The organism is Devosia pacifica (assembly GCF_014652635.1).
GTDB lineage: Bacteria > Pseudomonadota > Alphaproteobacteria > Rhizobiales > Devosiaceae > Devosia > Devosia pacifica.
In genome coordinates this window covers 82,985-102,145 of record NZ_BMZE01000001.1, presented here as the reverse complement: position 1 = coordinate 102,145, position 19,161 = coordinate 82,985, and the positions used below count along the sequence as shown (strand labels likewise).

Annotated in this window: 18 protein-coding genes, 2 tRNA genes and 1 pseudogene; 1 reads left to right on the top strand and 20 read right to left on the bottom strand. The window is 59.3% G+C overall.

All coding sequences use genetic code 11. The features are described 5' to 3' along the window. Positions 1-21 precede the first annotated feature (21 nt). The 17 genes and pseudogenes from IE127_RS00515 to IE127_RS00435 form a co-directional block, all read right to left on the bottom strand. The gene (locus IE127_RS00515; protein WP_189422412.1) at positions 22-852 is read right to left on the bottom strand and encodes a biotin--[acetyl-CoA-carboxylase] ligase; all 831 of its coding nucleotides are present in this window, start codon (positions 850-852) and stop codon (positions 22-24) included. Next, entirely contained in the window at positions 853-2,298 is a 1,446-nt protein-coding gene (gene nuoN, locus IE127_RS00510; protein WP_189422410.1) for an NADH-quinone oxidoreductase subunit NuoN, read from the bottom strand. Between the two features lie 8 nt (positions 2,299-2,306). Further along, the gene (locus tag IE127_RS00505; RefSeq protein WP_189422408.1) at positions 2,307-3,824 is read right to left on the bottom strand and encodes an NADH-quinone oxidoreductase subunit M; all 1,518 of its coding nucleotides are present in this window, start codon (positions 3,822-3,824) and stop codon (positions 2,307-2,309) included. Beyond that, complete coding sequence (nuoL, locus tag IE127_RS00500) at positions 3,821-5,926, bottom strand: NADH-quinone oxidoreductase subunit L (RefSeq protein WP_189422406.1); 2,106 nt, start codon at positions 5,924-5,926, stop codon at positions 3,821-3,823. The genes IE127_RS00505 and nuoL overlap by 4 nt, the downstream gene beginning before the upstream one ends. An 11-nt stretch (positions 5,927-5,937) precedes the next feature. Beyond that, positions 5,938-6,246, bottom strand: coding sequence for an NADH-quinone oxidoreductase subunit NuoK (nuoK, locus tag IE127_RS00495; RefSeq protein WP_189424596.1), 309 nt, complete (start codon positions 6,244-6,246; stop codon positions 5,938-5,940). Positions 6,247-6,262: 16 nt separating this feature from the next. Next, positions 6,263-6,871, bottom strand: a complete 609-nt coding sequence (locus tag IE127_RS00490) for an NADH-quinone oxidoreductase subunit J (RefSeq protein ID WP_189422404.1) — start codon at positions 6,869-6,871, stop codon at positions 6,263-6,265. Between the two features lie 10 nt (positions 6,872-6,881). After that, entirely contained in the window at positions 6,882-7,370 is a 489-nt protein-coding gene (gene nuoI, locus IE127_RS00485) for an NADH-quinone oxidoreductase subunit NuoI (RefSeq protein ID WP_189422402.1), read from the bottom strand. Then, positions 7,370-8,464 (bottom strand): NADH-quinone oxidoreductase subunit NuoH, encoded by a 1,095-nt coding sequence (nuoH, locus tag IE127_RS00480; protein ID WP_189422400.1) that lies wholly within the window; start codon positions 8,462-8,464, stop codon positions 7,370-7,372. The genes nuoI and nuoH overlap by 1 nt, the downstream gene beginning before the upstream one ends. A gap of 9 nt (positions 8,465-8,473) precedes the next feature. Beyond that, positions 8,474-10,555, bottom strand: coding sequence for an NADH-quinone oxidoreductase subunit NuoG (nuoG, locus tag IE127_RS00475; RefSeq protein ID WP_189422398.1), 2,082 nt, complete (start codon positions 10,553-10,555; stop codon positions 8,474-8,476). A 14-nt stretch (positions 10,556-10,569) separates the two neighbouring features. After that, complete coding sequence (nuoF, locus tag IE127_RS00470; protein ID WP_189422396.1) at positions 10,570-11,877, bottom strand: NADH-quinone oxidoreductase subunit NuoF; 1,308 nt, start codon at positions 11,875-11,877, stop codon at positions 10,570-10,572. 81 nt (positions 11,878-11,958) lie between these two features. Beyond that, the gene (gene nuoE, locus IE127_RS00465) at positions 11,959-13,320 is read right to left on the bottom strand and encodes an NADH-quinone oxidoreductase subunit NuoE (protein WP_189422394.1); all 1,362 of its coding nucleotides are present in this window, start codon (positions 13,318-13,320) and stop codon (positions 11,959-11,961) included. Next, a complete protein-coding gene (locus IE127_RS00460; protein ID WP_189422393.1) occupies positions 13,320-14,531 on the bottom strand; it encodes an NADH-quinone oxidoreductase subunit D in 1,212 nt (403 codons plus the stop codon). Before IE127_RS00460 ends, nuoE begins: the two co-directional genes overlap by 1 nt. Next, positions 14,528-15,145: an NADH-quinone oxidoreductase subunit C gene (locus IE127_RS00455; protein WP_189422391.1), complete on the bottom strand. Its 618-nt coding sequence runs from the start codon at positions 15,143-15,145 to the stop codon at positions 14,528-14,530. Before IE127_RS00455 ends, IE127_RS00460 begins: the two co-directional genes overlap by 4 nt. A 12-nt stretch (positions 15,146-15,157) precedes the next feature. Continuing rightward, positions 15,158-15,625, bottom strand: a pseudogene (locus IE127_RS00450) (NuoB/complex I 20 kDa subunit family protein); the annotation flags it as partial. An 80-nt stretch (positions 15,626-15,705) separates the two neighbouring features. Next, on the bottom strand, positions 15,706-16,071 hold the full coding sequence (locus tag IE127_RS00445) for an NADH-quinone oxidoreductase subunit A (RefSeq protein WP_189422387.1): 366 nt from the start codon (positions 16,069-16,071) through the stop codon (positions 15,706-15,708). A gap of 285 nt (positions 16,072-16,356) precedes the next feature. Continuing rightward, complete coding sequence (locus tag IE127_RS00440; protein ID WP_189422385.1) at positions 16,357-16,908, bottom strand: outer membrane protein; 552 nt, start codon at positions 16,906-16,908, stop codon at positions 16,357-16,359. Between the two features lie 316 nt (positions 16,909-17,224). Beyond that, complete coding sequence (locus IE127_RS00435; RefSeq protein ID WP_189422383.1) at positions 17,225-17,770, bottom strand: outer membrane protein; 546 nt, start codon at positions 17,768-17,770, stop codon at positions 17,225-17,227. 264 nt (positions 17,771-18,034) lie between these two features. Here IE127_RS00435 and IE127_RS19795 point away from each other — a divergent pair, with 264 nt between their 5' ends. Beyond that, entirely contained in the window at positions 18,035-18,169 is a 135-nt protein-coding gene (locus IE127_RS19795) for a hypothetical protein (protein WP_280516626.1), read from the top strand. Positions 18,170-18,183: 14 nt separating this feature from the next. Here IE127_RS19795 and IE127_RS00430 read toward each other — a convergent pair. From IE127_RS00430 to IE127_RS00420, 3 genes are all read right to left on the bottom strand, one after another. After that, positions 18,184-18,260: transfer RNA gene (locus IE127_RS00430), tRNA-Asp, on the bottom strand. Positions 18,261-18,454: 194 nt separating this feature from the next. Then, positions 18,455-18,530 (bottom strand) — tRNA-Val (locus IE127_RS00425). A 135-nt stretch (positions 18,531-18,665) separates the two neighbouring features. After that, positions 18,666-18,953: an HU family DNA-binding protein gene (locus IE127_RS00420; RefSeq protein ID WP_280516625.1), complete on the bottom strand. Its 288-nt coding sequence runs from the start codon at positions 18,951-18,953 to the stop codon at positions 18,666-18,668. Between the last annotated feature and the right edge of the window lie 208 nt (positions 18,954-19,161).

Sequence of the window (19,161 nt, the reverse complement as noted above, 5' to 3'; positions counted from 1 at the left end):
GCTTGCGCATCGCTTTGTCGGTCAGCTTCGGGCGCTGGCCGTTGCCCCAAAATGCACGTCACCCGCCGTGATGGCGATGCGAGCGTTGTTTCCGTCACGAACGATGAGCCGTCCGTCGTCGTCTATCGATTCGAAAATTCCGCGAATGACTTCGCCGTCGCGCTGCACAGCGACCGGCGCCCCAAGCCCGGCTGCGCAGCTGCGCCAGCGCGCCAGAACGTCTGCGGTCCCGTGCCCATCTCGCCAAAGCGCGAACATGGCGACCCACGCTTCACTCAGCGCGGCAAATACGTCTTGTGCCGTCACCGTTGCCCCGAGCTCCGCCAGACTGGTTGCGGGATATGGCGTTCCCGCAGGGGCAGCGACGACATTCACCCCGATACCAATGACGATGGCGCGGCGACCATCGGGCAATGCCTGCGCCTCAAGCAGAATGCCGGCTAGCTTTGCGCCATCGGCCAGCACATCATTGGGCCATTTCAGCGCGAACCGGCCCTGCCCGTCAGCTATAGCGGCGGCATCAAGCCCGAGTTGGACTCCTGCGCCCGGCACGCTTTGCGAAAGCGCAGTGTTGAGAGCTACACCTGCGACAAACCCGATAGTACCTAGGGTCTCTGGAGCGGCATCAGGGATAATCAACAGGCTCGCGGCAAGATTGCCATATGGGGACGCCCATGGTCGTCCACGACGCCCCCGGCCGTTGGTCTGCTGCAGTGCCGCGAACCACAATCCGCCTGGATCACCTGCGCGCGCAGCCTCCAGGGCCTCGTTATTTGTCGACCCGATGGTATCGAACGCGCGCAACCGATAGCCGGCAGCGCGAGCTTTGGCACCAAGGGCGAAACCACTCACCTAGAGAAGGCTTCCCGCAGCCGCGTGGGCGACGCTCGCAAGCGGGCCACCAACCGTGAAATAGTAGGTCACAAGCAGAAAGCCGCTGATCGCCATGATCGCCGTCAGTTCGCCCGGCACCTTCTCGAAACGGGCCACCGGATCATCGAAGTACATCACCTTGACCACCCGCAGGTAATAAAAGGCCGAAACTGCGGATGCCAAAACACCGATGACCGCGAGAACGAAGAGTTGCGCTTCGACGGCGGCAAGAAAGACGTGCCACTTGGCAAAGAAGCCCGCGAGCGGTGGCAGGCCGATGAGCGAGAACATCAAAATTGCCATAATCGCCGCTGCGAACGGGCGTTCCCGCGAAAGTCCTGCAAGCCCGTCGATAGTCTCAACCGGTCCGGCATCTGTCCGCACCGAAAGGACGAATGCAAAGAGCCCGACCGTCATGGTGACATAGATCGCCATATAGATCGCGACACCCTCGACACCCACTGCGGTACCAGAAGACAGACCGACGAGTGCGAAGCCCACATGGCCAATCGACGAGTACGCCACGAGCCGCTTGATGGACCGCTGCCCGATGGCGGCGAACGCGGCAAGCACCATCGAAGCGATCGACAGGAAGATAATGATCTGCTGCCAATCACCCGTGACCGGTTGTAAGGCATCCATCACCAGGCGGATGAGCAACGCCATCGCTGCGACTTTGGGTGCAGTGGCCAGGAAAGCAGTGACCGGCGTCGGCGCGCCCTCGTACACGTCAGGCGTCCACATGTGGAACGGCACTGCGGACAGCTTGAAGGCCACGCCGGCCAGCAGGAACACGATGCCGAAGATCAAGCCGATCGAACGGCCCTCGATTGCGATCGCAGCCACGATCAGCTGCAGATTGGTGTTCCCGGTAAAACCGTAGATCAGCGAAGCACCATAAAGCAGCATGCCCGATGACAGTGCACCGAGCACGAAATACTTGAGGCCCGCTTCCGTCGCACGGCCGCTATCGCGTTTGATAGCGGCGAGCACGTAAACCGCAAGCGACTGCAGTTCGATGCCGAGATAGAGCGTCATCAGGTCGTTGGCCGAGACCATGGTGCACATGCCCAGGGTCGAAAGCAGCGCAAGCACGGCGTATTCGTACTTGTGCGTCCCGTTTTCTTCAGCATGCGGCAGCGACAGCATGAGCGCAAATGCCGAGGCCCCGAGCACAAGCGTCTTCATGTAGCGCGTGAACCCATCGGCGATGAACACGCCGTTGAACAGGATGCCTTCGCTGGGCGTGATGGCGACGTATACCGCCAGACCCAGCAGGAGCACGATTGCGGCATAGGTAATGCCGATTACGCGCTCTTTGTTGATGATCGCGCCTACCAGCAAGAGGACCAGCGAGGCGACGGCCAGAACCAGCTCAGGATAGGCCGGGGCAAGGCTCGCGAAGCTGACGATATCCGAGTTCATGACAACTCCTAGTGGGCGGCAGCAGCGACCGTCGCGGTCTCAAGACCGACGGAGCTGGAATAGTGAGCGACCAGTGCTTCAACGGCACCTGCCGTCGTATCGAGGATCGGCGCGGGATAGAATCCGAATGCGATGACCATGACGATGAGCGGATACAGCACGACCTTCTCTTTCAAGGACAGATCGAGCATGCCCTTCAAAGCGTCCTTGGTCAGCGCACCGAAGATGATGCGGCGATAGAGCCACAGCGCGTACGCGGCTGAGAAGATGACGCCAAAGGCCGCGCCAAATGCTACCCACGTGTTAACCTGAAAGACGCCGATCAAGGTCAGGAATTCACCGACGAATCCGGACGTACCCGGCAATCCGACATTGGCCATTGTGAAGACCATGAAGGCAAAAGCGTAGCGCGGCATGTTGTCGACGAGCCCGCCATAGGCCGAGATTTCACGCGTATGCATACGGTCGTAGACCACACCGACGCACAGGAACAGTGCGCCAGAGATCAGGCCGTGCGACAGCATCTGGAAGATCGCGCCCTGGATACCCAGTTCATTGCCGGCAAAGATGCCCATGGTCACGAAGCCCATGTGTGCGACGGACGAATAGGCAATGAGCTTCTTCATGTCTTCCTGAACGAGCGCCACCAGCGACGTGACAATGATCGCGGCGACGGAGAGGATGAAGACGAAGTTCGCAAGCTGTGCCGAGGCATCCGGGAACATTGGCAGCGAGAAGCGCAGGAAACCGTAGCCGCCAAGCTTCAACAGGATCGCGGCAAGGATGACCGAACCAGCAGTCGGCGCCTCGACGTGTGCTTCCGGTAGCCAGCGGTGGAAGGGCCACATAGGCATCTTGACGGCGAACGACGCAAAGAACGCCAGCCACAGCCATGTCTGCATACCCGTCGGGAAGCTGTGCGTCAGCAATTGCTGGATATCCGTTGTCCCGGCATCCCAGTACATCGCCATCATGGCGAGCAGCATCAGCACCGAGCCGACGAACGTATAAAAGAAGAACTTGTAGCTCGCCTGGATACGCCGTTTGCCGCCCCAGATACCGATGATCAGGAACATCGGCAGCAACGTGCCTTCGAAGAACACGTAGAACATCGCGAGATCGAGCGTGACGAACACGCCGAGCATCAGCGTCTCCAGAACGAGGAACACCAGCATGTATTCGCGGACGCGCGTCCCCACCGAGTCCCAGCTCGACAGGATGCAGAAGGGCATTAACAGCGCCGTCAGCACCACGAACAGGACCGAGATGCCATCAACACCGACGCGATAACCGATATTGTCGCCGATCCAGGCGCTGTCGACGACAAACTGGAAGCCCGCGTTTGACGGATCGAAGGCTGCCCACATCACGAGCGACAGCGCGAAGGTGACAAGCGTCGTCAACAGCGCGATGCTGCGCACAGTGTTGTCGCTCGCCCCGCCGCGACCGGGGACGAACAGCACCGCCACTGCCCCGAGAAGAGGCAGGAAGGTGATGATGGAGAGAATGGAGTTCTCGAACGTCATTGAAGCAGTCCCCCGGCCGCGATCGCCCAGGTCAAGATGGCCGCGACCCCGATAAGCATGGCGAAGGCGTAGTGATACAAGTAGCCGGACTGAAGCCGCACGACCCAGGACGTGACGTTCTGTACGCGGCGGCCGAGACCTTCAGTGAGCTTGCCGTCAATCAGCCAGTCATCGAATCCGCGCCAGAAGGCGCGTCCGATCCATAGGGCGGGACGGACGAAGATGACGTTGTACAATTCGTCAAAGTACCACTTGTTGAGCAGGAAGCTGTAGAGCCCCGGATTGCGCTCGGCCAGACCACGCGGGGTCTCGGGCGAGCGGATATACATGAACCAGGCGGTCACAAAGCCGAGGATCATGGCAATCGTCGCGGACCACTTCACCCACAAGGGCACGTGATGCGCTGCCTCGATCAACTCATGATCGACATAGATCGAGCCCGCGAAGAAGTGCTCGATGTGCTCAACCTCATGGAAGAACATGCCGTAGAAGACGACGCCCGAGAGAACAGCGCCAATCGCGAGAACATAAAGCGGCCAGAGCATTACAGCCGGACTCTCATGCGCGTTGTCATAGGCGCTGCCGTGATGAGCGTGGCCATGATCGTCGGCGTTGTCATCATCGACCGGCTCGTGATGCGTCTCTAGAGCGGCATGCTGCGGGTCCGGGTGCTCGGAGTGACCGTGCTGCGCATCACGCGGGCTGCCGTGGAAGGTGAGATGCACCAGGCGCCACGAGTAGAAGCTCGTGAACAGCGCGGCAACAACCAGCATCCAGAAGGCGAAACTGCCCAACGTGCCGCCATAGGCATAGGCGGATTCAATGATCGCGTCCTTCGAGAAGAAGCCGGCGAAACCGATGCTCGTGCCCGGAATACCGACACCCGTAAGTGCAAGCGTACCGATCATCATCATCGCGTACGTAATCGGGATCTTTTTTCGCAAGCCGCCCATATGGCGCATGTCCTGCTCATGGTGCATCGCGTGAATGACCGAGCCGGCGCCGAGGAACAACAGCGCCTTGAAGAAGGCATGCGTGAACAAATGGAACATGCCGGCGGAATAGGCACCGACGCCGAGCGCCACGAACATGTAGCCCAGCTGAGAACACGTAGAGTAAGCAATGACACGCTTGATGTCGTTCTGGACGAGGCCAATGGTGGCCGCAAAGAACGCGGTGATGGCACCGATGGTGATGACCACGGCCAGGGCAAATGGCGAAGTCTCGAACAGCGGCGACAAACGGGCAACCATGAAGACGCCCGCCGTCACCATTGTTGCGGCGTGAATGAGCGCGGAAACCGGGGTGGGCCCTTCCATGGCGTCTGGGAGCCAGGTGTGGAGAAGGAACTGCGCTGACTTACCCATGGCGCCCATAAACAGCAGCAGACAGATCACGGTCATCGCATCGAGGTTCCATGCCAGGAACTGCATGGTCGGAAGCTCTTCACCGAGTTCCGAAACAGCATGGAACGCGCCATCGAAATCGATGTGTCCAAGCACCATGAAGGCGCCGAAAATGCCGAGAGCGAAGCCGAAGTCACCGACGCGGTTGACAACAAATGCCTTCATCGCAGCCGCATTGGCGGCCGGACGCGTGTACCAGAAGCCGATCAACAGGTAGGACGCGAGACCCACGCCTTCCCAGCCGAAGAACATCTGCAGGAAGTTGTCCGCAGTCACCAGCATGAGCATGGCGAAAGTGAACAGCGACAGATAAGCGAAGAAGCGGCTGCGATGCGGATCCTCTTCCATATAGCCGATGGAATAGATGTGGACGAGGCTCGACACGGTGGTGACCACCACCAGCATGATCGCAGTCAGCGTATCGACACGCAGAATCCAGCGAAGATCCATGTCGCCGACCTGGATCCAGCGCATGATCTCGACCTTGAGGACCGCGCCGTGACCGCCCTCTTCCACGACGGCGCCGGCGAGACCATCGCCGAACGCCACCGGAATGAAAACGACCCAAGACAGAACCGCTGCCACGAGCAGCAGCGTCGTCGTGATGAGTTCACTCGGCCGGTGCCCGATGGTGCGGCCAAGCAAACCCGCAACGAGCGCCCCGATGAGGGGCAGAAAGACAATCGCCTGAATCATGTCCGACGCCCCTAGCCCTTCATCATGTTGATGTCATCGACCGCGATGGACCCGCGGTTGCGATAAAAGATCACGAGGATCGCCAGACCGATCGCGGCCTCGGCCGCGGCGACAGTCAGAATGAGCAGTGCGAACACCTGCCCTTGCAGATCCCCCAAGTGAGCAGAAAACGCCACGAGGTTGAGGTTCACTGCCAAAAGGATCAGTTCCACCGACATCAGGATGATGATGACGTTCTTCCGATTGAGGAAGATGCCGAACACCCCTAGCGTGAACAGGATTGCTGCCACGGTCAGATAATGACCGAGCCCGATCTCCAAGCCCATTTCAGTCCCCTTACAATCCTTGCCCGCTCTTGACCTTGACCACTTCCATGGTCTCGCTCGCGCGCCGCGCAACCTGCGTCGCCGGATCCTGCCGCTTGACGTTCGGCTTGTGCCGGAGCGTCAGGACGATCGCCCCGATCATCGCAACCAGTAGCACCGCCCCGGCGCCCTGGAAGACATAGATGTAGCGTGTGTAAAGGATCTGACCGAGCGCGCGCGTATTATCAATGCCGATGCCCATAGGCACAGCTGGCGACGCCGCGATTTCCGGCGATATGACGAAGCTGCCGGCAACAAGAAGCAGCTCCAGCAAAAGAATGATCCCGACTACTAGGCCGATTGGCGCGTACTGCAGAATACCCTGCCGCATGCTGCCGAAATCCACGTCGAGCATCATTACGACGAACAGGAACAGTACAGCAACGGCGCCGACATAGACGACAACCAGGATCAGCGCGAGAAACTCAGCGCCGGCCAACATGAACAGGCCTGCCGAATTCACGAAGCACAGGATCAGGAACAGGACGGAATGCACCGGATTGCGCGATGCAATGACCATCAGGGCTGAAGCCACCGTGATGGTGCCAAATACGTAGAAAAAGAAGAGCGGAAGCGTCATCCGAGCCCTCTCAACGGTACGGCGAGTCGGCAGCGATATTCGCCGCGATCTCGCGTTCCCAACGGTCCCCGTTCGCCAACAGACGGTCCTTGGAGAAGTACAACTCCTCGCGGGTTTCTGTCGCGAACTCGAAATTCGGCCCTTCGACGATGGCGTCCACCGGACAGGCTTCCTGGCAGAAGCCGCAATAGATGCACTTCACCATATCGATGTCGTAGCGCACGGTGCGGCGCGTGCCATCGTTCTGACGCGGTCCGGCTTCGATGGTGATCGCCTGCGCCGGACAGATTGCCTCGCAGAGCTTGCAGGCAATGCAGCGTTCCTCGCCGTTCGGATAGCGGCGAAGAGCGTGCTCACCACGGAAGCGCGGGCTCACTGCGCCCTTTTCGAAGGGGTAGTTGATGGTGGGCTTTGGGCTGAAGAAGTACCGCATCGCCAGAAAGAACGACGATACGAACTCCTTCAACAGAAGCGAATTGAGAAACTGTGCGGCACGCATCAGGCAACTCCTCCGTGCCAGCCCCAGCCGGTAAGCTGGAGAACAAAAGCCACCACAAAGATCATTACCAGCGAGATCGGCAGGAATACTTTCCAGCCAAGACGCATCAGCTGATCATAGCGGTAGCGTGGAACCATGGCCTTCGCCATCGCGATCATGAAGAAGACCAGCGAGAGTTTGAGTACGAACCAGACGACTCCCGGCACCCAGTTGAACGGCGGAATATCCAGCGGCGAGGCCCATCCACCAAGGAACAGGATGGTGGTCAACGCGCACATCAACAGGATCGAGACATACTCGCCCAACATGAACATCATGTACTGGGTCGAGGAGTATTCCACCATGAAACCAGCCACCAGTTCCGACTCGCCTTCCGGCAGGTCGAAGGGCGGGCGGTTCGTCTCGGCGAGGGCAGAAATGTAGAAGATGACGAACATCGGGAACAGCGGCAGCCAGAACCAGTTGAGGAACGACAGCCAGGGAAGCCCAATGGTGTGGGCAAGCCCCATCTCATGCTGAGCAATGACGATATCGGTCAGGTTCAGAGACCCGACGCAGAGCAGCACAGTGACGATCACGAAGCCAATCGAGACTTCGTATGACACCATTTGTGCAGCAGAACGCAATGCACCGAGAAAAGGGTACTTCGAGTTGGACGCCCACCCCGCCATGATCACGCCGTAAACGCTGAGCGAAGAGACGGCGAAGATGTAGAGGATACCGACATTGATATCGGCCATCGCCCAGCCGAAATCGAGTGGGACGACGGCCCAAGCGGCAAGTGCCAGTAGCACCGTCACCAGAGGAGCCAGCAAGAACACAGTCTTGTCGGCGCCAGCCGGGATCAGCGGTTCCTTGAGCACGAACTTGAGCAGATCGGCGAACGACTGCAGAAGGCCGAATGGCCCGACCACGTTTGGGCCGCGGCGGATCTGCACGGCAGCCCAAACCTTGCGGTCTGCGAGAAGAATGAAGGCGGTAAAGACCAGCAACGCCACCAGCAGCAGCAGCGCCTTATAGATAAAGCCGACCTGAGTGCCCCCGAGCCCCGGAATGCCCAGCAGATAGTCGAGAGCAGCAAGAATGAAGTCCATGTCGCTCCCCTACTCCGCTGCCTGCCGCTGCCCGGCAGCAAGCGCCGCGCACTCACCCATCACCGCCGACGACCTGGCGATGGGGTTTGTGAGATAGTATTCGCTTATCGGCGAAGCGTAGCTCGCCTTCTTCGGATTTGCCGAAACCTTGGCAATCCTTGCCACATCGTCAGCCTTGCCTGGCTCGACGAGATCGACTCGGGCCATATGCGGCACCTCCGCATAGAGCGCCGCTCTTAGCTGCGTCAAGGAGTTGAACGGCAGTGTCTTGCCGACAACGGCAGATAGGGCACGAATGATCGCCCAATCTTCCTTGGCATCTCCCGGCGGGAACACTGCACGCGCCGCAAGTTGGACGCGGCCTTCAGTGTTCACGTAAGTCGCATTCTTTTCGGTATAGGCCGCCGCCGGCAAAATGACGTCTGCCTTATGCGCACCAGCATCGCCGTGGGTGCCGATATAGACGACCAGCGTCTCGTCACCAAGCTGCGACAGATCGACCTCGTCTGCGCCCATCAGGAACAGGACATCGACACCGCCGGACAACATCGACGCTGTATCGAGACCACCCTGCTGCGGCACAAATCCGATATCGAGAGCGCCAACGCGCCCGGCCGCATTATGAAGCACCGCAAGGCCGTTCCAGCCGGAGACAACTTCAGCGGGGCTGCCGGCAAGATGCGCGGCCATCGCCAATGTATCTTGACCTGCATCGCCAGCGATTGCGGATTCACCAACGATGACAATCGGATGCGTCGCCTTGCTCCAGATTTCGGCGAAGTCGCCTGTGCCGGAAGCTAGCTCTGCCAGGGTTTCGGTGCCCGCACCGAGATAGGTGTACCCGTAGTTCAAATCCGCCTGCTCACCGATCACACCAATCGGCAGACCAGTTGCGCGCCAGACCTTACGAATGCGCGCATTGAGCACTGCGGCTTCCAGGCGCGGGTTGGAACCCACGATAAGAATTGCATCGGCCTGCTCGATACCGGCAATGGTCGGATTGAAAATATAACCGGCACGGCCTGCAGAAGGATCGAGTGTCGATCCCGCCGGGCGGCAATCGATATTGCCAGAACCAAGTTCGCCCATCAGCTTCTTGAGAGCGTAGAGTTCCTCAACCCCCGAAAGGTCGCCGGCAATGGCGCCAACCTTTGCCCCCGGGCGCTTCACTGCTTCTGCAATTGCTCCGAATGCCTCGTCCCAGGTGCTTGCAGCAAGCTTGCCGCCGCGGCGCACATAAGGCCGATCAAGACGCTGGCTGCGCAGTCCATCCCAGACAAAGCGGGTCTTGTCCGAGATCCACTCTTCGTTGATGGCCTCATTCACACGCGGCAGGAAGCGCATGACCTCACGGCCACGGCTATCGACGCGGATGCTCGAGCCGACGGCATCCATGACATCGATGGATTCGGTCTTGTTGAGTTCCCATGGACGGGCGGCGAACGCATAAGGCTTGCTGGTCAGCGCGCCGACCGGGCACAAATCAATGACGTTGCCCTGCAATTCGCTGGTCAGCGCGCGCTCGAGGTAGGATGTGATCTCTGCGTCCTCGCCACGACCCAGCAGCCCCATTTCCGAGATACCGGCCACTTCGGTCGTGAAGCGTACGCAGCGCGTGCAGTGAATGCAGCGCGTCATCGTGGTCTTCACCAGCGGCCCGAGATACTTGTCCTCAACGGCGCGCTTGTTCTCGTGATAGCGGGAGGCATCAACGCCATAGGCCATCGCCTGGTCCTGCAGGTCGCACTCACCGCCCTGATCGCAAATCGGGCAATCGAGCGGGTGGTTGATCAGCAGGAACTCCATCACGCCTTCGCGGGCCTTCTTGACCATCGGCGTGTTGGTGAACATTTCCGGTGCTTCGCCATTCGGCCCGGGCCGCAGATCCTTCACCGACATCGCGCACGATGCCTGGGGCTTTGGTGGGCCGCCTTTTACCTCCACAAGGCACATTCGGCAGTTACCGGCGACCGACAGGCGCTCGTGGTAACAAAAGCGAGGTATTTCGGCGCCGGCGGCTTCGGCGGCCTGCATCAGCGTGTAGTGATCGGGTACCTCGATGAGCTGCCCGTCTACCTTGATATTTGCCATGCTCAGTCTCCGTCCTACTCCGCGGCAACCGAAGGTACAGCGCCTTCGGAAGTCGAATTGTAGGTATAGGCGTCAATGCGCGCCTCAATCGTTGGCCGGAAATTGCGGATCAAACCTTGGATTGGCCACGCAGCCGCATCGCCTAGAGCGCAGATCGTGTGCCCTTCGACTTGCTTGGTGACCTCGAACAGCATGTCGATTTCGCGCTTTTGGGCACGTCCTTCGACCATGCGTTCCATCACGCGCATCATCCAGCCCGTACCTTCGCGGCAGGGCGTGCACTGTCCGCAGCTCTCGTGCTTGTAGAAGGCAGACAAACGCCAGATCGCCTTGATGATGTCTGTAGACTTGTCCATCACAATGACGGCAGCCGTGCCAAGCGACGAGCCGACTTCGCGCAGCCCGTCGAAATCCATCACCGCATCACGCATCTTTTCGCCGGGCACGCACGGAACGGACGATCCCCCAGGGATCACCGCCAGCAGGTTGTCCCAACCACCGCGAACACCGCCGCAATGCTTGTCGATGATCTCGCCAAAGGTGACACCCATGGCTTCTTCGAACGTGGCTGGCTGATTGACGTGCCCGGAAACGCAAAACAGCTTGGTGCCTGTGTTATTCTGCCGGCCAATTGACGCGAACCAGGCACCGGAACGACGCAGGATTTCTGGGACGACCGCAATCGACTCAACATTGTTGACCGTTGTCGGATTGCCGTAGACGCCCATGCCTGCCGGGAACGGCGGCTTCAGCCTTGGCTGGCCCTTCTTGCCCTCGAGCGATTCCATCAACGCCGTTTCTTCGCCGCAGATATAGGCGCCGGCGCCGTGATGCACGATGATATCGAGATCCCAGCCGTGGATATTGTCCTTGCCGATCAGCTTGGCGTCGTAGGCTTCCTGAACCGCGTGCTCGAGATGCTGGCGTTCGCGAATGAACTCACCACGCACATAGATGAACGCAAGATGCGCATCCATGGCCCGCGCCGCCAGCAGGCAACCTTCGACCAGATGATGCGGATCATGACGCATGATCTCGCGGTCCTTGCAGGTGCCGGGCTCCGACTCATCGGCATTCACCAGCAGATAGTGCGGCCGTCCGTCACTCTGCTTCGGCATGAATGTCCATTTAAGCGCAGTCGGGAAGCCGGCACCGCCACGCCCACGCAGACCCGAGGCCTTCACCTCGTTGGTGATCCAGTCACGCCCCTGCTCGACGAACTCCTTGGTGCCACTCCAGGCGCCACGCTTGCGTGCGCCTTCGAGCCGCCAGTCGCCCTGACCATAGAGATTGGTGAAAATGCGATCCTTATCGGCCAGCATGATCTGTCGTCCCTCTTGCGCAATTGGAGAGGTTAATGGCGGCGGCTGCCCCGGTGGCAGCCTTCATGGCGAGGCTTTCAGTCATGACTTGGTGTCCTTCCCGAATACCCTGCGATGTTCTTCGGCACCACCGGATTCCAGCACCTTCGCCTGCTCTATCCAGTTGTCGCGCTCAATGCGACCCTGAACCGATAGAGCCTTGTTCAGCGTTCCGACATCGTCATCACTCAAGGCCGCGATCTGGCTGAAACGGGTTATACCCGTCTCATTCAGTTTGGTTTCGATGGCAGGTCCGATGCCATTGATCAGCTTTAGGTCATCAGCTGGCCCCTGCGGCGGCGTAAACAGCTGCCGATTGCCGCCCTCTTCAGCAACCGGGTCGACTTCAGGTGTCCCTTCGACGGGTGCTTGCGAAGGCACAGAGCTTCCGACCCCAGCAGAAGAGCCACCCTCTGCAGGCTCACCGTGCGTCGGCTTGCCGACAGCGCGTCCGGTATCAGCCTTTCCGCCAGGCTCCTCAGATCCGTGCGCACCCTCACGCATGGTCTCGCTCGTCGTGCCATCCGCGCCGGCTTCGTCGTCAGCCTCTTCACGCTCTTCCTCGGCTTCCGCCTCGGAGACTTTGGCTTCAGCCGAGGGCCCTTTGACCGCCGGCGCTGATTCCGCCGTAACGTCATGCGGCCGCGCGGCCGTAGTCGGTTCCTGCTCCTTGGCAGGCTTTACCTCGTCCTTCTTCGGCTCAGTCTTGGCGGCCGGCTTTTGCGGCTCGGCAGGCGGGGCCTGTTCCTCGCCTTCCGGCTCTGGCGGCACAAACTTCTGACGCTCGGCCGTTGGCTCCTCGAGCAGCGTGGTACGACCTTCGACAGGTGCCGCAAATACCCGATCAATCTGAGTGCCCGGCGGGATGGAATCACCGCGGCCCTCAGCAAAGGCATCAATGATTTCTTCCATACGCTCCGGCGTCAGGTCTTCATATGTGTCCTGGCCAATGGCGATCATGGGTGCGTTGACACACGCACCCATGCATTCAACTTCTTCCCAGCTCAGAGTGCCGGCGGCGTTGGTATGGTGCGGGTCTGGGTGGATCTTCTTCTGGCAGACTGCACGGATGTCTTCAGCGCCACGCAACATGCACGGTGTGGTGCCGCAAACCTGAATATGCGCATTAGTCCCCACCGGCTGCAGCTGAAACTGCGTGTAGAAGGTCGCAACTTCGAGCACGCGGATATATGGCATGTCCAGCATCTCTGCGATCGTCTCGATCGCGGACCGACTGATCCAGCCTTCCTGCTCTTGCGCCCGCATGAGTAGCGGGATGACCGCAGACTGCTGACGACCAGGCGGGTAAAGCCCGATACGCTTTTCTGCCCACGCGGAATTGTCATTATTGAATGCAAAGTCTGTCGGCTGGACCGACTCGTCTGCGAGACGACGCGCTACCATCAGCGATCGACCTCCCCGAACACGATATCAAGCGACCCGAGAATGGCCGCAACGTCAGCGAGCATGTGGCCCTGGCACAAGGTATCCATGGCTTGCAAATGCGCAAACCCGGGAGCGCGAATCTTGCACCGGTAAGGCTTGTTGGTGCCATCCGACACGAGATAGACGCCAAATTCGCCCTTCGGCGCCTCGACGCAGGCATAGACCTCGCCAGCAGGCACCTTGTAGCCCTCGGTGTAGAGCTTGAAGTGATGGATCAGCGCTTCCATCGATTGCTTCATCTCGCCGCGCTTGGGCGGCACGACCTTGCCGTCCTCTGACGAGACTGGTCCCCGGCCCTCAGGCGCATTGAGCTTTTCGATACACTGCTTGATGATGCGGTTCGACTGACGCATCTCTTCCATGCGGATCAAGTAGCGATCGTAGCAGTCACCGTTCTTGCCCACCGGAATGTCGAAGTCGAATTCGTCATAACATTCGTAGGGCTGGGACTTGCGCAAATCCCAGGCAGCACCGGAGCCGCGCACCATGACGCCGGAAAAGCCCCAGCTCCAGGCATCCTCAAGCTTGACGACGCCGATATCGACGTTGCGTTGCTTGAAAATGCGGCTTTCGGTCAAAAGACCACCGATATCTTCCAGGGCCTTCGGGAACTGCTCGGCAAAATCGGCAATATCATCGATCAGATCCTGCGGAAGGTCCTGATGCACCCCGCCAGGGCGGAAATACGCAGCGTGCATGCGGCTTCCGGACGCCCGCTCGTAAAACACCATCAGCTTTTCGCGCTGCTCGAAGCCCCACAGCGGCGGGGTGAGCGCACCGATATCCATCGCCTGAGTGGTGACGTTCATCAGATGCGACAGCAGTCTGCCGATTTCCGAGTACAGCACCCGAATGAGCTGACCACGACGCGGCACCTCGATATCGAGGAGCTTTTCGACTGCCAGAGCAAATGCATGCTCCTGATTCATCGGAGCGACGTAATCGAGCCGATCGAAATACGGCACAGCCTGCAGATAGGTCTTGTACTCGATGAGCTTTTCGGTCCCGCGATGCAGCAGGCCGACATGCGGATCGACCCGCGTCACCACTTCACCATCAAGCTCGAGAACGAGCCGCAACACGCCGTGTGCTGAGGGGTGGACCGGCCCGAAGTTCAGATTGAACGTGCGGACATCGGCTTCATTGGCTTCTTGCGCTTCGATGGTCATGACTTCGCCTTCTCGTCCCCCGGCAGCACATAGTCCGTGCCTTCCCATGGAGACAGGTAATCGAACGAACGAAACTCCTGCGGCAACCGCACAGGCTCGTAGACGACGCGACGGCGCTCTTCGTCGTAGCGCACTTCGACAAACCCCGTCAGCGGGAAATCCTTGCGCAGCGGATGACCGTCAAAGCCGTAGTCAGTCAGGATACGGCGCAGATCGGCGTGACCCGAGAACAGAATTCCGTAGAGATCATAAGCTTCGCGCTCGAACCAATCCGCACCAGCGAACAGCTCGGAGATGCTGGGAACCGGGTCCATGTCGTTGGCTTCGGTCTTGATGCGGATACGCGTGTTGCGATGCGGATTCATCAAATGCAGAACAACATCGAACCTGTCTTCGCGTTCGGGATAGTCCGCCCCGCACAGATCGATGAAATTGATGAACTTGCACTCCGGATCATCGCGGAGGAAGCGAACAGCCTCCACCCACGACTCACGTGCCACGATCAGCGTCAGCTCACCGAATGCAAAGTACGACGCCACGACCGCGTCGCCGATGCCTGCGGAAATATGCTCACTCAATTGCTCGAGCGGGTGCTTTTGCGGAGCTTCATCCATGCGAAGCAATGCCTATCGTTCGATTGTACCGGTACGCCGAATCTTCTTCTGCAACAGCAGAATGCCATAAAGTAGCGCCTCGGCTGTCGGCGGACAGCCCGGCACATACACATCTACCGGCAACACGCGATCACATCCGCGCACGACCGAATAGGAGTAGTGGTAGTACCCACCGCCATTGGCGCAGCTGCCCATGGAGATCACGTAACGCGGCTCTGGCATCTGGTCGTAGACCTTGCGCAGAGCTGGCGCCATCTTGTTGGTCAGCGTACCGGCCACAATCAGAACATCAGACTGACGTGGCGACGCGCGTGGCGCGGTGCCGAAACGCTCGATGTCGTAGCGCGGCATCGACATCTGCATCATCTCGACGGCGCAGCAGGCAAGGCCGGTCTGCATCCACATCAGCGATCCGGTGCGCGCCCAGTTGATCAGTTCGTCTGTCGCGGTAACCAGGAATCCCTTGTCAGCCAACTCGTCAGACAGGCCGGTAAAAAACGGATCGGTCGTGCCCGTGGCTTGCGGCGCAGATCCTGCGCTGGGGGTCGAAGGGTTTGGGCTCAATCCCATTCAAGTGCTCCTTTGCGCCACTCGTAGACGAAACCGACAGTCAGCACGCCGAGGAATGCAATCATCGACCAGAAGCCGAACCAGCCGACGTCGTGAAACGCTACAGCCCATGGGAACAGGAATGCGACCTCGAGATCGAAAATGATGAAGAGAATCGACACCAAATAGAATCGAACATCGAACTTCATGCGCGCATCATCGAAGGCATCGAAACCACACTCGAACGCCGACACCTTTTCCGGGTCGGGATTCTTTATGGAGACGATGAACGGCGCGACCAGCAGGGCCAGTCCGATCACGCCTGCAAGTCCTATGAAGACGACGATCGGGAGATATTCGCTGAGCAAATCAGTCATGCGGCAGCCTGTGTTTGAGACCGACCTGGCGGACGGTTGGCACGCTGCAAGACGGGCGATTGGGGCCCGAAAAACCGGCGTGCCGGTTGATGGTTAGGGCCTATACCTTCGCCCCCGTCGATTCAAGGGAAAGAAACATGGACGTTTTTTGTCCACTTAATGACTTTGGCTGGAATCCGGCTCCAGAAACCAAAAACGGCGAACCGTCGCCGGTTCGCCGCATTGGGTCTGCAAGACATTCTTGGACGCAGGCGTAACCGTCTGCGTCGCTTGCAATACTATATCTTAGAAGTGGTAGAAGACACCAACGGTAGCCTTCGCGCCGGTGAAGAAGTCATCACCGTCGTCCAGGGTGCCGAGGCCGAGCACTTCGCCGCGAACCGAGACGTTCTCGGTAACGGCAACTTCAACACCACCGCCGAGAGCGAAGACGCCATCGTCATCGCCGTCAGTGACGGAAACGCCAACACCGGCCGAACCATAGACGAGGACTTCGTCGGTCACGACAGCGCCAACGCGAGCGAGGGCCAGGAACAGGCCGGCGTCATCGCCGTCCATCCAGACATAGTCGCCCTGGAGTTCAGCACCGAGGAGGAACGGATCAGCAACAGTGAAGTTGACACCAACAACACCACCGATCACGCCACCGACATCGTCATCGATGCCGTCGGTGAAGATTCCGCCGGCTTCAACACCAGCATAAAGGCCATCCCAGCTGAAGCCGGCCGGCTCATAGATCGGCTCGGGGGTCGTCGGAATGATGAGGTCGGCAGCCTGAGCACCCGAAACCATAAGAGCAGCGGCAGCAACGCCGATGGACAGAGACCGTACAAACATATCTTGCACTCCCATAGAGTTAACCGTAGTCGACCGATAAATGCCCGACGCGTTCTCGCCTGGCAAGCGGTACAACGCCGAATTTGGCGCTGCGGCTAACATTCGGTGACCATTTGGAGGCAGGTGTTGCCAGAAGGTCGCGGTATTGACCCACATTGGCACAACATAACCTCTTGCGCTCCCGCTAGGCCCTGGTGTTAGGGCGCATTCAGCGATTCTTGCGGCCCTCGTGCAGGCTGGTTTTTCACCCGGCCAACTGGGCAAAAAGAAGGGCGCCCGAACAGGACGCCCTCTCAAACTGCGGCTCTAGCCAGAATCAGAAGTGGTAGGCTGCGCCGATCGTTACCTGGTTGCTGTCGCCGCCGCCGTCAGTGTCGAAGCCATGCAGGTATTGCGCGCGGACCGAGACGTCCTCGTTGACGGCCAGCTCGACGCCGCCGCCGAGCAGGTACTCGCCTTCATCGGTGTCGTCGAGGTCGAGTCCATAGCCACCGGCACCATACACAGCGACATTGTCTGTCACCACCAGTCCCGCGCGGCCAAGTATCTGCCCCTGGACCGATTCTCCTATGTCCCCGGTCAATCCCTGCACTGCGACTTCCGCACCGAGAAGGTAGAAGTCAAACTGAGCGTTGACACCCGCGTTCAATCCAAGCGCCAACTCCGTGTCTCGGTCATCGCTGTTCTGAACGCCCGTAAAGACCCCGGCATAAAATCCCGACCAGTCGAACGCCGGATCATCATAGACTGGCAGCTCTGCGCTAGGGGCAGAAATCGCAACCGTATTGAGATCAGCCGCATGAACTGCTGCTGGAACAGACGCCGTAAGCGCGGCTATGACGACACGGCTCAGGATGCGCATGCGCGTTCTCCTTGATCGTAGAGTGCACGAGGTATGTCCGCAGAACGTAGTGCTCATTTCCAAAGTTCCGCAGACACCGGCGGCTATTACCCCGCGCGGCAATAAAGTGTTTCAACGGTCGATGGAGGAATTTAGATCGCGGCGGGGCAATACCGTGGCGGTGGGGCTGAAGAGCCGCCTCTGTTCTGGCGGTGGCCTGTACGGGTTCGCACGGCAACACCGGCGTTCGAGCAGAGTTGTGAGGGTACAACTCACGGAGGCCACATGACTCGTCGAAAACTTCGCTTGCCACCAAAGCCGGCGCATCTGCCGTACATGGAAACCGACATCGCAACGCCGCTACCAGACGGACCGGCCGTCGACGGCGAAAGCCCTGCGACGACAGAAACAGTACAGTAATTTTAAAGAGAGAATGGCGGGAGTGACGGGGCTCGAACCCGCGACCTCCGGCGTGACAGGCCGGCGCTCTAACCAACTGAGCTACACCCCCGAGGCGGAAGCGTGTGCCCCGCTGAGGTGGGCTTCGTTTACTGGTCACACTGGGCCAAGTCAACGCCCAAAATACGATTTCATGACATTTCTCAAGCAGCTCACCAGCGCACTTGAATTTGTACGTGAAAAGCTGACGCGGCGAATTGCTTTCGCACACCGGGCAACGTCAAAAATAATGGAAACGCAAGGGCTTGGTGGGCGATGACAGGCTCGAACTGCCGACATCCTCGGTGTAAACGAGGCGCTCTACCAACTGAGCTAATCGCCCTCTTCAGGAATACATCCCAAGCAGGTGGGGCTCTGATTAGGGCGTCGGCCGACGCGCGTCAACTCCCAGTCAAAAAAATACGACCCCGGCACTCAGGTGGCGGGGTCGTATGAATGCTATCAGAGACTGCGCGTCTTAGTTGATGGCGTCCTTCAGGCCCTTGCCGGGCTTGAACTTGGCCTGATTCGAGGCCGGGATCTGGATCTCAGCGCCAGTGGCAGGGTTACGACCCGTGCTTGCCTTGCGCTGCGACACCGCGAAGGTGCCGAAGCCAACCAAACGTACTTCTTCGCCCGACTTCAGCGAGCTTGTGATCGCGTCGAATACCGCGTCGACAGCTTCAGCAGCCTGTGCCTTGGTGATTGTGGCCTTGTCGGCAACGACGCCAACGAGATCGTTTTTGTTCATAGCAGCGTTCCTCAAAGTAGTTGCCCGCCCTCAATGGCGAACCAGGATGCCGCCAACCCTTTGGCGATTCTAACCCAAAGGCAAGGTTTTCCGGGCGTCTCCGGCTGCCGAACGGCGCAATTCTGTTAATGAACGGGAAAGTTATCGCCTGCAAGTCAGAATCAGCGGGTTCTCCGCGCTTTCCGGACAATCTTGTGATTCTGGCTCAGAAACAAAAATGGCG

Bases quoted from the DNA above. Each gene is read 5' to 3' on its own strand.
- IE127_RS00490 (WP_189422404.1), bottom strand. From the start codon at position 6,871: ATGACGCTTCCGCTCTTCTTTTTCTACGTATTTGGCACCATCACGGTG.
- IE127_RS00455 (WP_189422391.1), bottom strand. From the start codon at position 15,145: ATGGATGAAGCTCCGCAAAAGCACCCGCTCGAGCAATTGAGTGAGCAT.
- nuoH (WP_189422400.1), bottom strand. From the start codon at position 8,464: ATGGACTTCATTCTTGCTGCTCTCGACTATCTGCTGGGCATTCCGGGG.
- nuoG (WP_189422398.1), bottom strand. From the start codon at position 10,555: ATGGCAAATATCAAGGTAGACGGGCAGCTCATCGAGGTACCCGATCAC.
- IE127_RS19795 (WP_280516626.1), top strand. From the start codon at position 18,035: ATGACTCGTCGAAAACTTCGCTTGCCACCAAAGCCGGCGCATCTGCCG.
- nuoL (WP_189422406.1), bottom strand. From the start codon at position 5,926: ATGATTCAGGCGATTGTCTTTCTGCCCCTCATCGGGGCGCTCGTTGCG.
- nuoI (WP_189422402.1), bottom strand. From the start codon at position 7,370: ATGCGTGCCGCACAGTTTCTCAATTCGCTTCTGTTGAAGGAGTTCGTA.
- IE127_RS00505 (WP_189422408.1), bottom strand. From the start codon at position 3,824: ATGACGTTCGAGAACTCCATTCTCTCCATCATCACCTTCCTGCCTCTT.
- IE127_RS00460 (WP_189422393.1), bottom strand. From the start codon at position 14,531: ATGACCATCGAAGCGCAAGAAGCCAATGAAGCCGATGTCCGCACGTTC.
- nuoE (WP_189422394.1), bottom strand. From the start codon at position 13,320: ATGGTAGCGCGTCGTCTCGCAGACGAGTCGGTCCAGCCGACAGACTTT.
- nuoN (WP_189422410.1), bottom strand. From the start codon at position 2,298: ATGAACTCGGATATCGTCAGCTTCGCGAGCCTTGCCCCGGCCTATCCT.
- IE127_RS00440 (WP_189422385.1), bottom strand. From the start codon at position 16,908: ATGTTTGTACGGTCTCTGTCCATCGGCGTTGCTGCCGCTGCTCTTATG.
- IE127_RS00445 (WP_189422387.1), bottom strand. From the start codon at position 16,071: ATGACTGATTTGCTCAGCGAATATCTCCCGATCGTCGTCTTCATAGGA.
- IE127_RS00435 (WP_189422383.1), bottom strand. From the start codon at position 17,770: ATGCGCATCCTGAGCCGTGTCGTCATAGCCGCGCTTACGGCGTCTGTT.
- nuoF (WP_189422396.1), bottom strand. From the start codon at position 11,877: ATGCTGGCCGATAAGGATCGCATTTTCACCAATCTCTATGGTCAGGGC.